A 16,553-nucleotide genomic window follows, 5' to 3' on the forward strand; every position below is an offset into this window, starting at 1 on the left:
TGGATGACGCGATGAACCGCCTGCTCCGTTCCCACGCCCCGAAGGCCGCTGGATTGCTTCTCGCCGCAGCAGCGCTTGCTGCGTGCCAGCCCAAGCCGCAACCGGCATCGTCCTCCGCATCCCGTGCGGCATTACCGACGATGGAGCGAATCGCGCTTGGCGCCAATGCTTGCTGGTTCAAATCGGGCGATCCGGCGTTCAAGGCCTATCGCCTGGCGCCCGAACTCAACTCCTTCTCGGGCCGTCCGCGCATTCTGCTCGTACCGCGCAACAGCCCGGAATCGCGCCCGATGCTGGTTATTCAGGCAGAAGGCAACCCGGCAAAGCTCGACGCTTTCGGCCCCGTTATGAACGAAGCCATCTCCGGGCGCATCGCAACCGACGTCAAACGCTGGGCGAATGGCGGCAAGGGCTGCTGATCGGGCAAAACTGCGCTAAAAGCCGGCCAAATACAAAAAAGACCCGCCGACGCCGGTTGGGACTGGCGTGGCGGGCCTGCCGAATGGCTGTTCAGGCACCGGGGAAAGATGGCGCCGCTCTCCGGCAGAAAATCAAAGCGGCCGCGACGGCCATGAAAACAGCTGCGATCTCGCGGCCTCCTTCAAGGCCTCGTCCCGCGTAACGCCGATATCGTCCAGAAGATCGTCGGACAATTCCCGCAAGGCAAGCCGTCCCTGACGTTTGCCATGCCAGTTGGACAATCCTGCAATCAGGCGGCCAATAAGCGTGTGAGCGATCCGGGCCGGAAAGGGCGACGGTGCGACCATGTCGCCGGTATCGCGGAACACGCGTTCCCGTTCGTAGCCGTCAGGATAAAGCGTATCCGCTGTCGAAAGGTATTGATCCATCTTGCGCATATTGCACCTATTGTCTCCGTGCGTTTGATCTCATTGACTGCATCCGATAAATACAATTGACTTGCGGACAGATACAATGCATAAATTGTCACCATGACAAATTGGCTTCCCGATATCACCGAGGGCAACGGCCCCATCTACCTTCGCCTCGCGGACAAGATCGAAGGCGCAATTTCGGATGGCATCTTGCAGGCCGGGTCGAAATTGCCGCCGCAACGCAATCTCGCTTTCGATCTGGGCGTTACAATCGGTACAATCAGCCGGGCATATGCCCTCATCCACGAACGCGGCCTCGTCAGCGGCGAAGTCGGCCGTGGCACCTATGTCAACGAGCGTAAGGCTGCCGCCCCATTATCACGCGTGGAACCGACGGCATCGGCATTCGGCGGCACGCGCTACGCGGTGGACACCAGCGCCGAATTCCGCCTGAACACCACGGCTGCTCCCGATGTCGGGCAGAGCGCGCTGGTCAGCAAACACGTCGAGGCCGTGACGAGAGAGCATTCGTTCGAAATTTCCAACTACACCCGCTCCTTTCCCGACAACTGGTGCATGGCGGGCGTTCGCTGGCTTTCCCAGAATGGCTGGTCGCCGAAACCGGAAAACATCGTTTCGACGCTTGGCGCCCATGCTGCGGTGATGAGTGTGGTGACGGCAATGACCGCGCCGGGCGACCGTATCGTTTTCGAACCCCTCACCTATTCCCATATCAGCCGCAGCGCCGCCCTTGCCGGACGGCGGGTAACACTGGTGGAAGTGGATGAGAAAGGCATTCTCCCCGATGATTTCGAGCGCGTTTGCGCCCAACAGCATCCAAAGATGATCTTCCTGATGTCGGCGGGCCAGAACCCGACCTGCGCCACCCTGCCCGAGGAGCGGCGGCGGGCGATCGCCGATATCGCCCGCAGATACGGCGTATGGATCGTGGAGGACAATCTCTATGGCGCCATGACGCGGGATGCGATCCCACTCATTGCGGAATTCGCGCCCGATCTTACCTTCGTTGTCGGCGGCCTGTCGAAATCCGTTTCCGCCGGCGTCAGGGGTGGCTGGGTCGCCTGCCCGGCGCAATTCGCCTCGAGAATTCGCATTTCGCATTCGATGATAACCGGCGGACTGCCGTTCATGCTCGCCGAACTGAATGCACGCCTCGTCAACAGCGGCGACGCAGACGACATCCGCAAGGACTGTATCGCCGAGATCAACCAGCGCGAGGCCCTCGCCAGACGCATCTTTGCAGGGCTGGAATTCAACTCCCTGCCAGACATCGCCTTTCTGTGGCTGAGGCTGCCTGAACCGTGGCTGTCTGGAACCTTCCGCAGCGCTGCCATGAAGGAAGGTGTGCTGATAGACGACGAGGACGAGTTTAAGGCCGGGCGCACGGAGAAGGTTTACCACCGTGTCCGCATCAGCCTTTCCGGGCCGTCAAACCAGGAAGAACTGAAGCATGCCCTGGGTATCCTGCGGCATTTGCTCGACAATGGTTCAGCCGGCTACGAAAGCGAGGCGTGAGCGGGAACGAGTCTTTCCTGCAACACGCCCCCTTAATTCAGTAACTCATTATTTACCACGCCGACGAATCTGCCATCCTTTCCCTACTTCGGAGCGGGGAATGATTCGATGGCAGCATTCAGTTCCATATCCGCCAGGGCATTTGTTGCTCTCGCGATGGTTTTCGCAGCATGTGTGTTGAGTGACATAACGCCGGCCGCCGCCGCAGACGGCACGGTGTTCGATGAATTGCGTTTCGGGGTCACAACCTCGCTCGCCGATCGCAATGGTGGCGGCGAAGATGGTGTATTCCCGGCCTTCACTGCCTATTTCGATCCTTTCGCGAGCGCCTCGGCTGTCACTTTTAGCGAAAAACTTGCCCGACCGCGTCTGCATCTCGGTGCGGAAATCGGCACCGAGGGCGAAGCAAATACCATTTACGGCGGTATCAACTGGACCTTCGACCTCAATCCGAAGATTTTCGTCGACCTCGGCTTTGGCGGCCTGTGGCATGACGGCAGGCTGAGAAATGGTCCGGGCGAAACTGGCGCGGAATTCGGTTGCCGCGTGCTTTTTCATGAATATGCCGCCATCGGATATCGCTTCAATAGCAACTGGAATATTTCGACCCAGATCGAACATGCCTCCCATGCCAATCTGTGCGACGGCCCCAATGACGGGCTGACGCGTGTCGGACTTATGGTCGGCTACAAGTTCTGAATAACCCAACAAAGCAGCGTTTTGCTGGCAAAACTGCGCATTTTCCTGTCGCACGGAGAGGCCTCTTGCGCTAAAGAACCGGAAACTTTCCTCGGCTCGAACCGCGTGAGACCTATGTCGATTCCAAACTCCATCAAGATCACCCCGGAACTCGTTGCATCCCACGGGCTGAAGCCCGACGAATACCAGCGTATCCTCGACCTGATCGGACGGGAGCCGAGCTTTACCGAGCTTGGCATTTTCTCGGCCATGTGGAACGAGCACTGCTCCTACAAGTCCTCCAAGAAATGGCTGAAGACCCTGCCCACCACGGGCCCGCGCGTCATTCAAGGCCCCGGCGAAAATGCCGGCGTGGTGGATATCGATGATGGCGACTGCGTCGTCTTCAAGATGGAAAGCCACAACCATCCGTCCTACATCGAGCCCTATCAGGGTGCGGCAACCGGCGTCGGCGGCATCCTGCGCGATGTCTTCACCATGGGCGCACGCCCGATCGCAGCCATGAATGCGCTACGTTTCGGCGCACCCGACCATCCGAAGACCCGCCACCTCGTGGCTGGCGTCGTCGCCGGTGTCGGCGGTTACGGCAACTCCTTCGGCGTGCCGACCGTCGGCGGCGAAGTGGAATTCGATCCCCGCTATAACGGCAACATCCTCGTCAACGCCTTTGCCGCCGGACTTGCCAAGTCCGATGCGATCTTCCTTTCGGAAGCCAAGGGCGTCGGCCTGCCGGTGGTGTATCTCGGTGCGAAGACCGGCCGCGACGGCGTCGGCGGCGCGACCATGGCCTCTGCCGAATTTGATGAGTCGATCGAAGAAAAGCGCCCAACCGTTCAGGTCGGCGACCCCTTCACCGAAAAGTGCCTGCTGGAAGCCTGCCTCGAACTGATGAAAACAGGCGCAGTCATCGCCATTCAGGACATGGGTGCCGCCGGCCTTACCTGCTCGGCCGTCGAAATGGGCGCCAAGGGCGATCTCGGCATCGAACTTGATCTCAACGCCGTACCGGTGCGCGAAGAGCGCATGACGGCCTACGAAATGATGCTGTCGGAAAGCCAGGAGCGCATGCTCATGGTTCTCGAGCCCTCCAAGGAAGAAGTCGCCAAGGCGATCTTCGTCAAATGGGGCCTGGACTTCGCCATCGTCGGCAAGACCACCGACGACCTGCGTTTCCGCGTGCTGCACAATGGCGAGGAAGTCGCCAACCTTCCGATCAAGGATCTCGGTGATCAGGCTCCGGAATACGACCGCCCGTGGACGCCCGCCAAGGTTCAGGCTCCGCTTGCGGAGAACGACGTTCCTGATGCAGACATTGCCGACGCATTGGTGTCACTGGTCGGTTCGGCCAACAACTCCTCGCGCCGCTGGGTCTACGAACAGTATGACACGCTGATCCAGGGCAATTCCCTGCAGCTGCCGGGTGGCGATGCCGGCGTTGTCCGCGTTGAAGGCCATGACAAGAAGGCGCTCGCCTTCTCCTCCGACGTGACACCGCGTTATGTCGAGGCAGACGCCTTTGAAGGCGGCAAGCAGGCCGTGGCCGAATGCTGGCGCAACATCACCGCAACCGGCGCTTTGCCGCTCGCGGCCACCGACAACCTCAATTTCGGCAATCCGGAAAAGCCCGAGATCATGAGCCAGCTCGTCCATGCCATCAAGGGCATCGGCGAAGCCTGCCGCGTACTGGAATTCCCGATCGTTTCCGGCAACGTCTCGCTCTACAACGAGACCAACGGTCAGGCGATCCTGCCCACCCCCACCATCGGCGGCGTTGGCCTGCTGAAGGACTGGGGCCGTATGGCGCGCATCCGCTTTGCCGCCGCGGACGAAGTCGTGCTGCTGGCGGGCGCGCCTGCCGGTCTTGGCACCCATATTGCCCAGTCCGTCTACATGCGCGACGTGCATGGCCGCATCGATGGCCCGGCACCGCATGTCGATCTGGAAGCTGAAAAGAGAAATGGCGATTTCGTCCGCGCCCTTATCGCAGACGGTCTTGCCACAGCGGTTCACGACTGCTCCTCGGGCGGCCTGGCTCTCGCGGTTGCCGAAATGGCAATTTCCTCCGGCATCGGCGCGACGATCGACGCGGTCGAGGGCCATAATCCCGTCCTCACCTTCTATGGCGAAGATCAGGGCCGTTATGTGCTGACCGTCAAGAAGAGCGATCTGGATGAAGTGCGCGCGGCAGCGAAGGCAGCGGGCGTTTCCTGCCCGGCGATCGGCGTCACCGGCGGCTCAAGCGTAAAGCTGGGCACGGCACGCGCTATCGAGATTAAAGAATTGCACTTGGCCTATGAATCGTGGTTCCCTCAATTCATGGATGGCGAAACTCTAATCGCCGCAGAATGAATTAAGGAGATACACCATGCCCATGAAACCCGGCGACATTGAAGACATGATTAAGGCGGGAATTCCCGGGGCAAAGGTCACGATCCGCGATCTGGCCGGTGATGGCGATCATTACGCGGCGGAAGTCGTCGCGGATGCTTTCAAGGGCAAGACCCGCGTGCAGCAGCACCAGATGGTCTATGACGCGCTGAAGGGCAATATGGGCGGTGTTCTGCACGCCCTTGCCCTGCAGACCTCGGCTCCCGAATGACTGCGCCCGGAAAAGCGTCTCCGGCAGGACGGTTTCACTGTCCTTGCCGCGGCAACGCTTGAAGCCATGGATTGAAAAAGGCCCGCGGGAGACTGTCACGCGGGCCTTTTCTTTTCCGGCAAATGGCGCGTGCCGCTTACAAAACAGGTGGCTGCTGCGATTCCAGATCGGCAAAGGAGGCAGCCGGCAACGGCCCAGCCGTCAGCAGGGTAAAATCGTAACCGGACTTGCGGTCCGGCCCCAGAACATATTGCCGGTGCATGCGCAGGAAGTTGCGCTTGTTCTTTTTGTAGCGGTCGGGTGAAAGCGAGTGCTTGAAACGGATCGGCACGATCTTCGGCTGCGGCGCATCCTTGTGCCCGGTCAGCGCCACGGTGTTGCAGCGGTAGAGGTGGATCGGATCCGTCAGGCACTGGATATCGAACCATGTCACTTCAGGGTGACGCGCAATCACGCCGACGCTCTGGCGAAGCCTGTCCGCACTCGACAGCAGCGCGCATTGCAGCGCAGCGCCACCGAGCGTCGCAAAGGAAAGCTTCCGGCCATCCAGCGCATCTGGCCGCAGTTCCAGCACACGGCCTATCACGGCGAGCGCCAGGCTGGCGCCCATGCTATGCGACACGACCAGAACCTCCTCAGACGGCTGCTCCAGCGCCTTGAGAACGAGGGCTGCCTTCTCTTCGATCCAGTTGCGGGCAATCGGCTCATCGCGCCCGACGGCCAGCGCAAAGCGCCAATCGGCATAAAGATGCAACGTATGAAACCGCTCGGCGAAAGGCAGAAACGCCTTCACGAAGAACAAGGCCGCAGCGGGAAGACTGATCGCAAGCAACCAGAGCGGCAAACCGAACAGCCATGGCGAGAGCGCGATCCCCGCCGCAAGCGCACCCCCCACCAGCATCAGCAGAAACGGGAAAATGAAGAACAGGCCGAAACGCCAGGCATGACGGAGGTAACGCCCTGCACCACCTTCCGCGACGATACCGGCCGCAGCCGCAAAGCCTAGTGCGATCTGCCGCCAGAGTGGCGCATCCCGCAGGCGCGATATCACAGCATTGTGGTCGTAGACGAAGATGGTGGAACGCGTCCGCCAGTCGCCGGCCGAGGCCTCCACCGAGAATGTTTCGCCAGCCGGCGAGTTCTCCAGCGCACCCACGGCATAATTGACATCCCACGTCTTGCCAGCAAGCGCTGCCGCCCGCTGATAGCGCAGATGATGCGCAGCCGCATCGAGCGGATCGAAGCCCGGGAAATAAAGAACAAGTCGTGACTTGACGGTCGGCATGCATAAACCCTCGGGCTGGAGACACCCGAAAGGATCGCTTGATACAGTGGGCGATGCACGTATAGTAAAAAACGCGACGGAAATATGATTTATTTGTTGCGAGGGAATTTTGTCTGGGATCGTCGATCAATTGCTAAACGGCGTCGTCAAAGGCGCTCTGTCCGAAGTCCTCGCCAAGACAGGCCTTCGCAAAACCCGCCGCATCCGCCGCCGGACCAAAAGTAACACGTCCCTCGCAGGCGGCATCGTCGGCTCCGTGCTGGAAGCGGCAATCAAAGCAGCCGTCAAACCCAAGCCGGCCAAAAAACAGGTGAGCAAAAGACGCACCGCCGCCGCGCGCAGCAGACAGCGGCTTCGATGATGCATCACCTCAGCGTGCTTCCCACCTGGTAGCCAAGGTTTCGGCCGTCACTTTGCGACTACACAGCAGCGTATTTTTTACGCTTCCCGGGTGGAAATCGCGCCGCGACATGTTATTTAGGGACAAAGTCAAAGCAGCGGCCTTGAACCGCATGTGAAAGGAATAGGCCTATGAGCGGCATTCACGATATGATCGACAGTGAAGTGAAGAGCAACGACATCGTTCTTTTCATGAAGGGCACCCCGCAATTCCCGCAGTGCGGTTTTTCCGGTCAGGTCGTACAGATTCTCGACTATCTTGGCGTCGACTACAAGGGCGTCAATGTGCTCGCCGATGCCGACATCCGTCAGGGCATCAAGGATTATTCCAACTGGCCGACCATCCCGCAGCTCTACGTCAAGGGCGAATTCGTCGGCGGCTGTGACATCGTAAGAGAGATGTTCCAGTCCGGTGAACTTCAAAATCACTTCCAAGAACAGGGTATCAGCGTCCGCGGCGCGGCCTGATTTCGGCCGGTTCATCCGGCCCACCCTGATTGTCAGAAAACTTATGCCAGGCGTTGCTTCATGCAACGCCTTTGCCGTTCTTTTTGGGGCAATCCTGTGACAGAACTTTCACAATCCACCACTTCGCGCGCCGTTTCGATGGGGCGCACGGAATTCATCGCGCTTGCCGCGATGCTGATGGCGCTGAATGCGCTTGCCATCGACATCATGCTTCCCGGCCTTCAGGAAATCGGCGCGTCACTTGGCGTCGTGAATGAAAACCACCGTCAATACGTCATTTCCAGCTATCTTCTAGGCTTCGGCATTGCCCAGCTTCTGTACGGACCGATCTCGGACCGTTTCGGGCGCCGCAAGCCGATGCTCGTCGGGCTGGCAATCTACATCGTCTCGGCCATTGCCGTCGTCTTCGTACCGTCATTCACTGGCCTGCTGGTTCTGCGCTTCATTCAGGGCATCGGCTCTGCGGCGACGCGCGTCATCACCATTTCGATCGTGCGCGACATCTATGGCGGACGTCAGATGGCGGAAGTCATGTCGCTGATCATGATGGTATTCATGGTCGTTCCGGTCATCGCACCCGGCACTGGCCAGATCGTGCTGTTTTTCGGTGACTGGCACCTTATCTTCGCCTTCATGGCCGGAATTGCCGCCGTCGTGACCGCCTGGATGTATTTCCGCCTGCCGGAAACCCTGCATGCCGATGACGTCAGGCCTTTCACGGTTCGTTCGATCCTCGGTGGCTTCAAGATCGTGCTCACCAACCGTATTGCGCTCTGTTACACGCTCTCCAGCACATTCATCTTCGGTGCGCTGTTCGGCTTCATCAATTCCGCCGAACAGGTCTATAAGGGCATCTACGGCCTGGGCGCATGGTTTGCGGCCGCTTTTGCGGGCGTCGCCCTGTTCATGGCCTTCTCGTCCTTCATCAATGCAAGGCTTGTCGGCAGGTTTGGCATGCGCAAGCTGTCGCACGGGTCGCTGCTCGGCTTCATCGCCATCACCTTCGTGTGGCTGGTGGTACAGATGGTCGGGCCGGAACCGATGCCCTTTGCGATCTTCATCGTGTTCTTCGCGCTTGCCATGTTCCAGTTCGGCTGGATCGGCTCGAACTTCAACTCGCTCGCCATGGAGCCGCTCGGCCATGTCGCCGGCACGGCCTCGTCCGTTATTGGCTTCATGGGAACCGTCGGCGGTTCGCTGATCGGTGCCGTTATCGGTCAGGCTTTTGATGGCACGGCGCTGCCAATGGTAGCCGGCTTCTTCGCCGTCTCCATTATAGGCCTCGTCTTCGTGCTTATCGGAGAAAAGGGCGTACTGTTTCAGGCCCACAACAAGCCGACGCACTAAGGGCGGACAGACAAATAAAAAGGGCGCGGAACTCGGTTCCGCGCCCTTTTTTGTTGATCAAAGCCGAACTTCACTCAAACCGTGAAAATCTTCTCGCGCAGCAATTCCCATGTCTCCTGATCAGGAGCAAGCAGCAGGCCACCTTCAAGGTGGCGCGGCAGGTAAGGCGAGCCGTCAAAACGGGCGGCGTAGGCGCCCGCTTCCTGCGAAAGCAGGGTGCCAGCGAGATGATCCCAGGGCATAAGCTTGTTGTACATCAGGAAATGCATGTGGCCGCCGCAGAACACGCGGTATTCATGCGCAGCACAACGGTAGCTGGTGAAGAGCCGCACATCCGCGAGGTTCATGAGAATCTTGCGGCGGGTCTCCACGTCAAAATAACCGGTGTTGGCGATGCCGACCATCTGCGACAGTGCCGGTGCGGGCACGACGGACATCTGCGTCTGCGAACCATCGGCGGCACAAAGCCATGCGCCGGAACCCTTTTCGGCAATCGCCCAGTCATTGCCCATCGGATCGAAAATGAGACCGGCAACGGTCTCGCCCTTGGAGATGACGCTCATCATCACGCCAAACAGCGGCAGGCCCGACGCGAAGTTGTAGGTGCCATCGATCGGATCGACCACCACGGCAAGATCCGCATCCGCAAGCTTGCCAAGCAGCGAGGCATCCGCCGCAACGGCCTCTTCACCGATGAACAGCGCCTGCGGCATGATTTCCTGCACGCGGGCGCGGATCAGCCGCTCAGCAGCCTCGTCAGCCTCGGTTACGAGGTCTATCGCCTCGCTCTTTATCCTGACGTCGCCCTCACCCAGATTACGGAACCTCGGCAGGATTTCCACTGCCGCCGCCTCCTGAAGCGCATTGGCGAGAGAGGCGATGTCGAGTTCGATAGCCATGGGCGGTATCCTTCTATTTAAGCATCAATATTATAAGGCCACGATTTCCCGGCGCAGCATCTTCCAGCTTTCCTTGTCGGGTGCCGACAGGATGCCGCCTGTCGTCTGTCCTGGCCGGTAGGGCGTATTGTCGAAACGGGCCGTGTAGCCGCCCGCTTCCTGATGAATGAGAACGCCGGCGAGATGATCCCAGGGCATCAGCTTTTCGTGGCCGATGAAGTGCAGCTTGCCAGTCGAGGCAAGCCAATATTCATGAGCCGAGCAATTGATTGAAAGCGCCATCTTGATCTTGGCCATATTGGCGGCGATCACCGGGCGGCGATCTTCATGGCTGTGACCCCAGGAAAATATGCCGACCATTTCGGACAATGGCAGGGGATCGGCAACCTTGAGCCTTGCCTGTGAGCCGTCCTTGCGGTGGAGATAAGCGCCCTCGCCTTTGAGAGCAAGGATGGTATCACCCATGACAGGATCGTGGATGATGCCTGCGACCGTCTCACCCTTGACGGTGACGGCGAGCAGCGTGCCGAAAGCTGGAAAACCGGAAGCATAGTTGAAAGTGCCGTCGATTGGATCGATCACGAAGGCAAATGGTGCATCGGCAAGGGCAGGAATAACGGATTGATCCGCGTCATAGGCCTCTTCGCCGACAATATGGGCCTTCGGAAACCGTTGCAGAAGAGCGGCGGTTATCGCCTTTTCCGTCAGAATATCCGCCTCGGTGACGAGATCGACCGCAGAGGTCTTTTCGGAAATCGCGCCTGCGTCGAGATTGCGGAAGCGGGGCATGATTTCCTGGCGGCCGGCAGCGGCAACGGTGGAAATCAGAAAGTCGATATCTTTATCGGAAAGGGTCATCGCTAAGGGCACTTCTTCATAAGGGAGGGCTGGCCTCCGTACGCTCTTCAGGTGACGCGCCGGTGACAGAGAGCGCCGAGAAATCAAAAAGCTTCGGGTCGAGCAGATGCGATGGATTGACATGGGCAAGCGCCCGCAGCATCACGTCCTTGCGGCCCGGCATACGCCTTTCGATGTCAGCCAGCATCTCCTTCATGGCATTGCGCTGAAGCCCGTCCTGCGAGCCGCAGAGGTCACAGGGAATAATCGGGAATTCCATCGCCGCCGCGAATTTCGCCATATCCTCTTCGGCGCAATAGGCAAGCGGGCGCAGCACCATCAGGTCGCCCTCGTCGTTCATCAGCTTTGCCGGCATGCCAGCCAGACGGCCGCCATGGAAGAAGTTCATGAAGAAGGTCTCGAGAATATCCTCCCGGTGATGGCCGAGCACGAGCGCGTCGCAGCCCTCTTCCCGCGCAATACGGTAGAGATTGCCGCGCCGCAGCCGCGAACAGAGCGAACAATAGGTGCCACCCGCCGGCACCTTTTCCTTCACAACGGAATAAGTGTCGCGATATTCGATGCGATGTGCGACGCCGATCTTCGCCAGATATTCCGGCAGGACATGCTTGGGGAAATTCGGCTGGCCCTGATCCAGATTGCAGGCAATGAGTTCCACGGGCAAAAGGCCGCGCCACTTCAGATCAAGCAGCAGCGCCAGAAGGCCGTAGCTGTCCTTGCCGCCGGAAAGGCCTACCAGCCAGCGCTTCTGGCCGTTCAGCATGCCAAAATCCCCGAAGGCCTGACGTACATTGCGCAACAGCCGCTTGCGCAGCTTGTTGAAGGAGACAGAACGGGGTGCCGCGTCGAACAGCGGATGCGAAGCGCCATTTTCTCCGGCCAGGTCCTGATCGGCCTCGACCTCATCTGCGATGCTGGTGACAATGTTCATGATTAGCCCGCTCTGGCATTCAGCCATTTTCAATGCAGGAAATGCCCGCATCCGCCCGCAATATCAAGCCCCGAATACCGACCAGCCGGTTTTCGTCGCCAGCATTTCCAGTGCATGCGACCCAAGCGCCGAATTGCCAACCTTGTTCAGACCCGGCGACCAGACCGCAATCGACGCCTTGCCCGGCGCCACTGCCATGATGCCGCCGCCCACGCCGCTCTTGCCCGGCAGGCCGACATGATAGGCGAAATCGCCCGATCCGTCATAATGGCCGCAGGTCAACATCAGCGCATTGATGCGCCGCGCGCGTCGGTCTGACACAACCGTATGACCACTCAGCGGATTGCGGCCGCGATTCGCAAGGAAAAGACCGGCCCGTGAAAGCTGCGCGCAGGTCATGGACAGCGCGCACTGATGAAAATAGACGCCCAGCGTATATTCAACAGGGTGATGCAGATTGCCGAAGGACCGCATGAAATTGGCAAGCGCGAAATTGCGGAAACCCGTCGCCTGCTCGGATTTCGCCACGGTGTCATCAATGCTGATCGTGTCATCATCAGCGAGATAACGGACGAAACGCAGAAGCTCGCCAATCGCCTCGCGCGGCTGGTGGCCGGAAAGAACGATATCCGTCACCACGATGGCACCGGCATTGACGAAGGGATTGCGCGGAATGCCGTGCTCATGCTCCAGCTGGACGATGGAGTTGAAGGACGACCCCGACGGCTCACGCCCCACCCGGTTCCACACCGTCTCGCCCGCCTTACCGAGCGCCAGCGTCAGCATGAAGACCTTGGAAATGCTCTGGATCGAAAACGGCGTGAGCGCATTGCCGGCCGTATAGGTGGTTCCGTCGACAGTGGTGATGGCGATACCGAACTGGTTCGGATCGACCTTGGCGAGTTCCGGAATGTAATCCGCAACCTTGCCCTCGCCCAGGCGCGGCACCATGCTGTCGTAAATGGAATCGACGATCGCCTGAATGTCCTGCATGCAAAGCCTTCCCCAGCAAACAAAAAAGCCGCCCCGAGGGGCGGCTTTCTCAATACTGAAACGCGCCGATTAACGCGAGTAGAATTCGACGACCAGATGCGGTTCCATGACGACCGGGTACGGAACGTCAGACAGAGCCGGGATGCGAGCATAGGTCGCAACCATCTTGTTGTGATCGACTTCGATGTAATCAGGAACGTCGCGTTCTGCGAGCTGAACAGCTTCGAGAACGGTCACCAGCTGCTTGGACTTCTGGCGAACTTCGATAACGTCGCCCGGCTTGCAACGGTAAGAACCGATGTTGACGCGAACGCCGTTAACCGTGACGTGGCCATGGTTGATGAACTGACGCGAGGCGAAAACGGTCGGAACGAACTTGGCGCGGTAGACGATGGCGTCCAGACGCGACTCGAGCAGGCCGATCAGGTTCTCGGAGGTATCGCCCTTGCGACGGTTTGCTTCGTCGTAGGTGGCGCGGAACTGCTTTTCGCGCAGTTCGCCGTAGTAGCCCTTGAGCTTCTGCTTGGCGCGCAGCTGCGTGCCGAAGTCGCTCATCTTGCCCTTGCGGCGCTGACCGTGCTGGCCCGGGCCGTATTCGCGGCGGTTTACCGGGGACTTCGGACGGCCCCAGATGTTTTCGCCCATACGGCGGTCAATTTTATACTTAGCCGATTCGCGCTTGCTCATCGTATTTCCTTCTCAATAGGTTATGCCGGTTTGTTGCCAAACCGGTTTGAGGAAACACGCCCTCCTCTGAAGCCCGTTTCAGGACCTCTGACAGGTTTCTCACATGCGAATGGAGAGACCACGGGACATGTCGGTGATGTTGACCGCCGAACGTCAGCTTATAAACTGCAAGGCAGTCAACGAAACACACCGGACATGACTGCCCGGCGTTGGGGCGGCTTCTAAACACGTTTTACAAATTTGTCAAACAAAGCCCGCCGCTTTTTTTCTCGAACTAGCCCTTGAAAAGCTGGAAGGCCCACCCACTTCTAAGCCGTAATCAGGACTCGGGCCCCTCTGGCGTGTTACCGGACAACACGCGATGTCGAGTCTCTTGAAGGTTGGGGCCCACGTTTATTCCTGATACGCGTCCCCATCCGCAAAGCCAACCTCGTCCGGCTAAAGGTTGACTGATGGAGTTCCTCCTCAACGATTTTCTCGGTACCCCCACATGGATGTGGGCTGTCTTCATTTCTCTCGTCCTTGGCCTCTTGGCGCTCGATCTCGGCGTGCTGCACAAGAATTCCAAGGAAATCGGCATCCGTGAAAGCTTGCTGATGTCCGGCTTTTATATCGCCATCGGCTTGGCCTTCGGCGGATGGATCTGGTACCAGTCCGGTGAACAGTCAGCGATGGAATATGTCACCGGCTTCGTGGTCGAAAAAAGCCTCGCCATGGACAATATCTTCATCATCGCGATGATCTTCTCCTATTTCGCCATTCCCCGCCAATATCAGCACCGCGTGCTGCTATGGGGCATCCTCGGCGTGATCGTTCTGCGCGGCATCATGATTGCCGGCGGCGCCGCAATTGTCGAAAACTTCCACTGGGTGCTTTATCTCTTTGCGGCCTTCCTCGTCTTCACGGGCCTCAAGATGCTGTTTTCATCCGACCATGACGAGAACGACATCGGCAATAACCGCATCCTGAAATTCCTGCGCAGCCGCCTTCCGGTAACGGAGAAGCTGCATGGCGAGAAATTCTTCGTCAAGGAGACCGATGCTGCCACAGGCAAGCTGAAGACCTTTGTGACGCCGCTGTTTCTGGCGCTCATCATGGTCGAAATCGCCGACCTCATCTTCGCGGTTGATTCGATCCCGGCGATCTTCGCGATCACCACCGATCCGTTTATCGTCTATACCTCTAACATCTTCGCGATCCTCGGCCTGCGCGCCCTCTATTTCGCACTTGCCGCCCTGATCCACCGCTTCGCCTATCTGAAATACGCGCTGGCTGCGGTTCTGGTCTTCGTCGGCTCGAAGATTTTCGTCGCGGATATGCTGGGCATCGCCAAGATCCCGCCCGCCGTCTCGCTCGGCGCCACCGTTGCCATCCTCGCAACCGGCATCATCGGTTCGCTGATTGCAACGCGCAAGGAAACAAAGGCTATCGAGTAACACCTGAAAATGTTGGCGGCAGGAAACCCTGCCCCAACTTACTCCGCCGCCAGCCTCGCATCATCCTCATTCGCATCCGCATCGCCGGGTGCGGTCTTCGCGTCGAGATCGGGGAACGCCACGATGCGCTTGCCGGAGAAATCGGCGTGTACCACCACAAGCTCCTTCTCCTCGAAATAACCGAGAAGACGGCGCGCACGGCGGGCGGAATGGGTACCGTAAGCGCGGGCAATACGGGCGTCGGATGGGCAAGGCTCCTCATTGAGCGCCGCCTTGACCAACAGCAGGAAAACCCCCTGCAAATCGTCGGAGACCGACATCGACAATTCCAGCGCTTTCTCCCAGCCTTCGCTGGCCGCCATTGCCGCATCCACGCCGGAGCGGGCAATCGCCACCTGCCGGCGGAAATCCGCCAACGTCATCGGCGTGCCGGGAATACGGCGCATGCGCGCGCGCACCAGAAAATCCTGGTACAGCACGGCGTCGGTACGATAGGCCGATTGCGGATCGTCGAGAATTTCGACCAGCACCGCCGCGATCTTCTCTTCGCGCTCCTCCGGCGTCAGCTCCGGCTGACCTGCACGCGCCGACTGCTCCGGTGAAGGACCGGCGGCGGCGGGGGTGGAGCGGGAGAGTTCAGCGAGAATATCGGTTGTCGGGCGCGGCGCTGGCGGCGTGCGGCGCGTGGCGGGTCGCGTGAACTCTTCCGGGTCCGGCGTGAAGATCAGATCCTCCACATCCTGCGGTGCATCCGGCAGCGGCATGAGTTTCGGCGAGGAAGACCGCGCCGAGGTTTCCACCGCACCGATGACAATGGGCAACGGGCGGCGCGACAGCGCCGGTCCAAGCGCCACGAAATTGCCGCGCTGCAGATCGCGGAACATTTCCGCCTGCCGCCGGTCCATGCCGAGCAGATCGGCAGCGCGCGCCATATCGATATCGAGAAAGGTGCGGCCCATCAGAAAGTTCGAGGCTTCCGCCGCTACGTTCTTGGCAAGCTTGGCAAGGCGCTGCGTGGCGATGACGCCCGCAAGCCCGCGTTTACGCCCACGGCACATCAGATTGGTCATGGCGCCCAGCGACGCCTTGCGCGCATCCTCGGTCACCTCGCCGCCGACGGAGGGCGCAAACATCTGCGCCTCATCCACAACGACAAGCACGGGATACCAGAATTCGCGATCCGCATCGAACAGGCCGTTGAGGAAAGCGGCAGCGGCCCGCATTTGCTGTTCGATATCAAGACCTTCAAGCGTCAGCACGCAGGAAACGCGGTGCTGGCGGATGCGGTTGGCAATGCCCGCAAGCTCGGCTTCCGTGCGCTCTCCATCCACCACCACATGGCCGAACTTGTCGGACAGCGTGACGAAATCACCCTCGGGATCGATAATGACCTGCTGCACCCATTGCGCCGATTGCTCCAGGAGCCGGCGCAGAAGGTGTGACTTGCCGGACCCGGAATTGCCCTGCACCAGCAAACGCGTTGCAAGCAATTCCTCAATATCGAGCTTGGCCTGCTGCCCGCCCGATAGGGTTCCCATGTCGATGCCGACCTGCAATGTTCCGTTCCTCGTGCTGCATGTCAT

Annotated in this window: 17 protein-coding genes; 9 read left to right on the plus strand and 8 right to left on the minus strand. The window is 59.5% G+C overall.

Features of this window, described 5'->3' with window-relative positions; genetic code table 11:
* Positions 1 to 11 precede the first annotated feature (11 nt).
* Positions 12 to 419: a hypothetical protein gene (locus G6L97_RS07370; protein ID WP_003516006.1), complete on the plus strand. Its 408-nt coding sequence runs from the start codon at positions 12 to 14 to the stop codon at positions 417 to 419.
* Between the two features lie 132 nt (positions 420 to 551).
* On the opposite strand, the gene G6L97_RS07375 is transcribed toward G6L97_RS07370, so the two are convergent.
* Positions 552 to 857, minus strand: a complete 306-nt coding sequence (locus G6L97_RS07375) for a DUF1127 domain-containing protein (protein ID WP_003516008.1) — start codon at positions 855 to 857, stop codon at positions 552 to 554.
* Between the two features lie 93 nt (positions 858 to 950).
* Here G6L97_RS07375 and G6L97_RS07380 point away from each other — a divergent pair, with 93 nt between their 5' ends.
* The 4 genes from G6L97_RS07380 (at position 951) to G6L97_RS07395 (ending at position 5,667) form a co-directional block, all read left to right on the plus strand.
* Positions 951 to 2,369 carry an aminotransferase-like domain-containing protein gene (locus G6L97_RS07380; RefSeq protein ID WP_111782427.1) on the plus strand — a complete coding sequence of 473 codons (1,419 nt, stop codon included), beginning with the start codon at positions 951 to 953 and terminating at the stop codon, positions 2,367 to 2,369.
* 108 nt (positions 2,370 to 2,477) lie between these two features.
* Positions 2,478 to 3,068: an acyloxyacyl hydrolase gene (locus tag G6L97_RS07385; RefSeq protein ID WP_111782426.1), complete on the plus strand. Its 591-nt coding sequence runs from the start codon at positions 2,478 to 2,480 to the stop codon at positions 3,066 to 3,068.
* A gap of 114 nt (positions 3,069 to 3,182) precedes the next feature.
* A complete protein-coding gene (purL, locus tag G6L97_RS07390; protein WP_003516011.1) occupies positions 3,183 to 5,417 on the plus strand; it encodes a phosphoribosylformylglycinamidine synthase subunit PurL in 2,235 nt (744 codons plus the stop codon).
* Between the two features lie 16 nt (positions 5,418 to 5,433).
* Positions 5,434 to 5,667, plus strand: coding sequence for a BolA family protein (locus tag G6L97_RS07395; protein ID WP_003516012.1), 234 nt, complete (start codon positions 5,434 to 5,436; stop codon positions 5,665 to 5,667).
* Positions 5,668 to 5,803: 136 nt separating this feature from the next.
* Here the strand turns inward: G6L97_RS07395 and G6L97_RS07400 are convergent, their stop codons facing one another.
* Positions 5,804 to 6,952, minus strand: a complete 1,149-nt coding sequence (locus G6L97_RS07400) for a hypothetical protein (protein ID WP_111782424.1) — start codon at positions 6,950 to 6,952, stop codon at positions 5,804 to 5,806.
* A gap of 109 nt (positions 6,953 to 7,061) precedes the next feature.
* Between G6L97_RS07400 and G6L97_RS07405 the strand changes: the two genes are divergently transcribed.
* From G6L97_RS07405 to G6L97_RS07415, 3 genes are all read left to right on the plus strand, one after another.
* Positions 7,062 to 7,313 (plus strand): hypothetical protein, encoded by a 252-nt coding sequence (locus G6L97_RS07405; RefSeq protein WP_013636391.1) that lies wholly within the window; start codon positions 7,062 to 7,064, stop codon positions 7,311 to 7,313.
* Positions 7,314 to 7,483: 170 nt separating this feature from the next.
* The gene (gene grxD / locus G6L97_RS07410; RefSeq protein ID WP_003516034.1) at positions 7,484 to 7,819 is read left to right on the plus strand and encodes a Grx4 family monothiol glutaredoxin; all 336 of its coding nucleotides are present in this window, start codon (positions 7,484 to 7,486) and stop codon (positions 7,817 to 7,819) included.
* Between the two features lie 138 nt (positions 7,820 to 7,957).
* Positions 7,958 to 9,166: a multidrug effflux MFS transporter gene (locus tag G6L97_RS07415; protein WP_026331057.1), complete on the plus strand. Its 1,209-nt coding sequence runs from the start codon at positions 7,958 to 7,960 to the stop codon at positions 9,164 to 9,166.
* A 74-nt stretch (positions 9,167 to 9,240) separates the two neighbouring features.
* Here the strand turns inward: G6L97_RS07415 and G6L97_RS07420 are convergent, their stop codons facing one another.
* From G6L97_RS07420 to rpsD, 5 genes are all read right to left on the minus strand, one after another.
* Positions 9,241 to 10,065 (minus strand): inositol monophosphatase family protein, encoded by an 825-nt coding sequence (locus tag G6L97_RS07420; RefSeq protein WP_003516036.1) that lies wholly within the window; start codon positions 10,063 to 10,065, stop codon positions 9,241 to 9,243.
* A gap of 30 nt (positions 10,066 to 10,095) precedes the next feature.
* Positions 10,096 to 10,923 carry an inositol monophosphatase family protein gene (locus G6L97_RS07425; RefSeq protein ID WP_003516037.1) on the minus strand — a complete coding sequence of 276 codons (828 nt, stop codon included), beginning with the start codon at positions 10,921 to 10,923 and terminating at the stop codon, positions 10,096 to 10,098.
* Positions 10,924 to 10,939: 16 nt separating this feature from the next.
* Complete coding sequence (gene ttcA / locus G6L97_RS07430; RefSeq protein ID WP_003516038.1) at positions 10,940 to 11,854, minus strand: tRNA 2-thiocytidine(32) synthetase TtcA; 915 nt, start codon at positions 11,852 to 11,854, stop codon at positions 10,940 to 10,942.
* Between the two features lie 63 nt (positions 11,855 to 11,917).
* Positions 11,918 to 12,847, minus strand: a complete 930-nt coding sequence (locus G6L97_RS07435; protein ID WP_003495341.1) for a glutaminase — start codon at positions 12,845 to 12,847, stop codon at positions 11,918 to 11,920.
* A gap of 69 nt (positions 12,848 to 12,916) precedes the next feature.
* On the minus strand, positions 12,917 to 13,534 hold the full coding sequence (gene rpsD / locus G6L97_RS07440; RefSeq protein ID WP_003516040.1) for a 30S ribosomal protein S4: 618 nt from the start codon (positions 13,532 to 13,534) through the stop codon (positions 12,917 to 12,919).
* A 452-nt stretch (positions 13,535 to 13,986) separates the two neighbouring features.
* On the opposite strand from rpsD, the gene G6L97_RS07445 reads away from it, so the two are divergent.
* Positions 13,987 to 14,970 carry a TerC family protein gene (locus tag G6L97_RS07445; RefSeq protein ID WP_111782423.1) on the plus strand — a complete coding sequence of 328 codons (984 nt, stop codon included), beginning with the start codon at positions 13,987 to 13,989 and terminating at the stop codon, positions 14,968 to 14,970.
* A 38-nt stretch (positions 14,971 to 15,008) separates the two neighbouring features.
* On the opposite strand, the gene G6L97_RS07450 is transcribed toward G6L97_RS07445, so the two are convergent.
* Complete coding sequence (locus G6L97_RS07450; protein WP_162686655.1) at positions 15,009 to 16,526, minus strand: ATP-binding protein; 1,518 nt, start codon at positions 16,524 to 16,526, stop codon at positions 15,009 to 15,011.
* Between the last annotated feature and the right edge of the window lie 27 nt (positions 16,527 to 16,553).

Origin of the sequence: Agrobacterium tumefaciens (assembly GCF_013318015.2) — a bacterium.
Classification (GTDB): domain Bacteria; phylum Pseudomonadota; class Alphaproteobacteria; order Rhizobiales; family Rhizobiaceae; genus Agrobacterium; species Agrobacterium tumefaciens.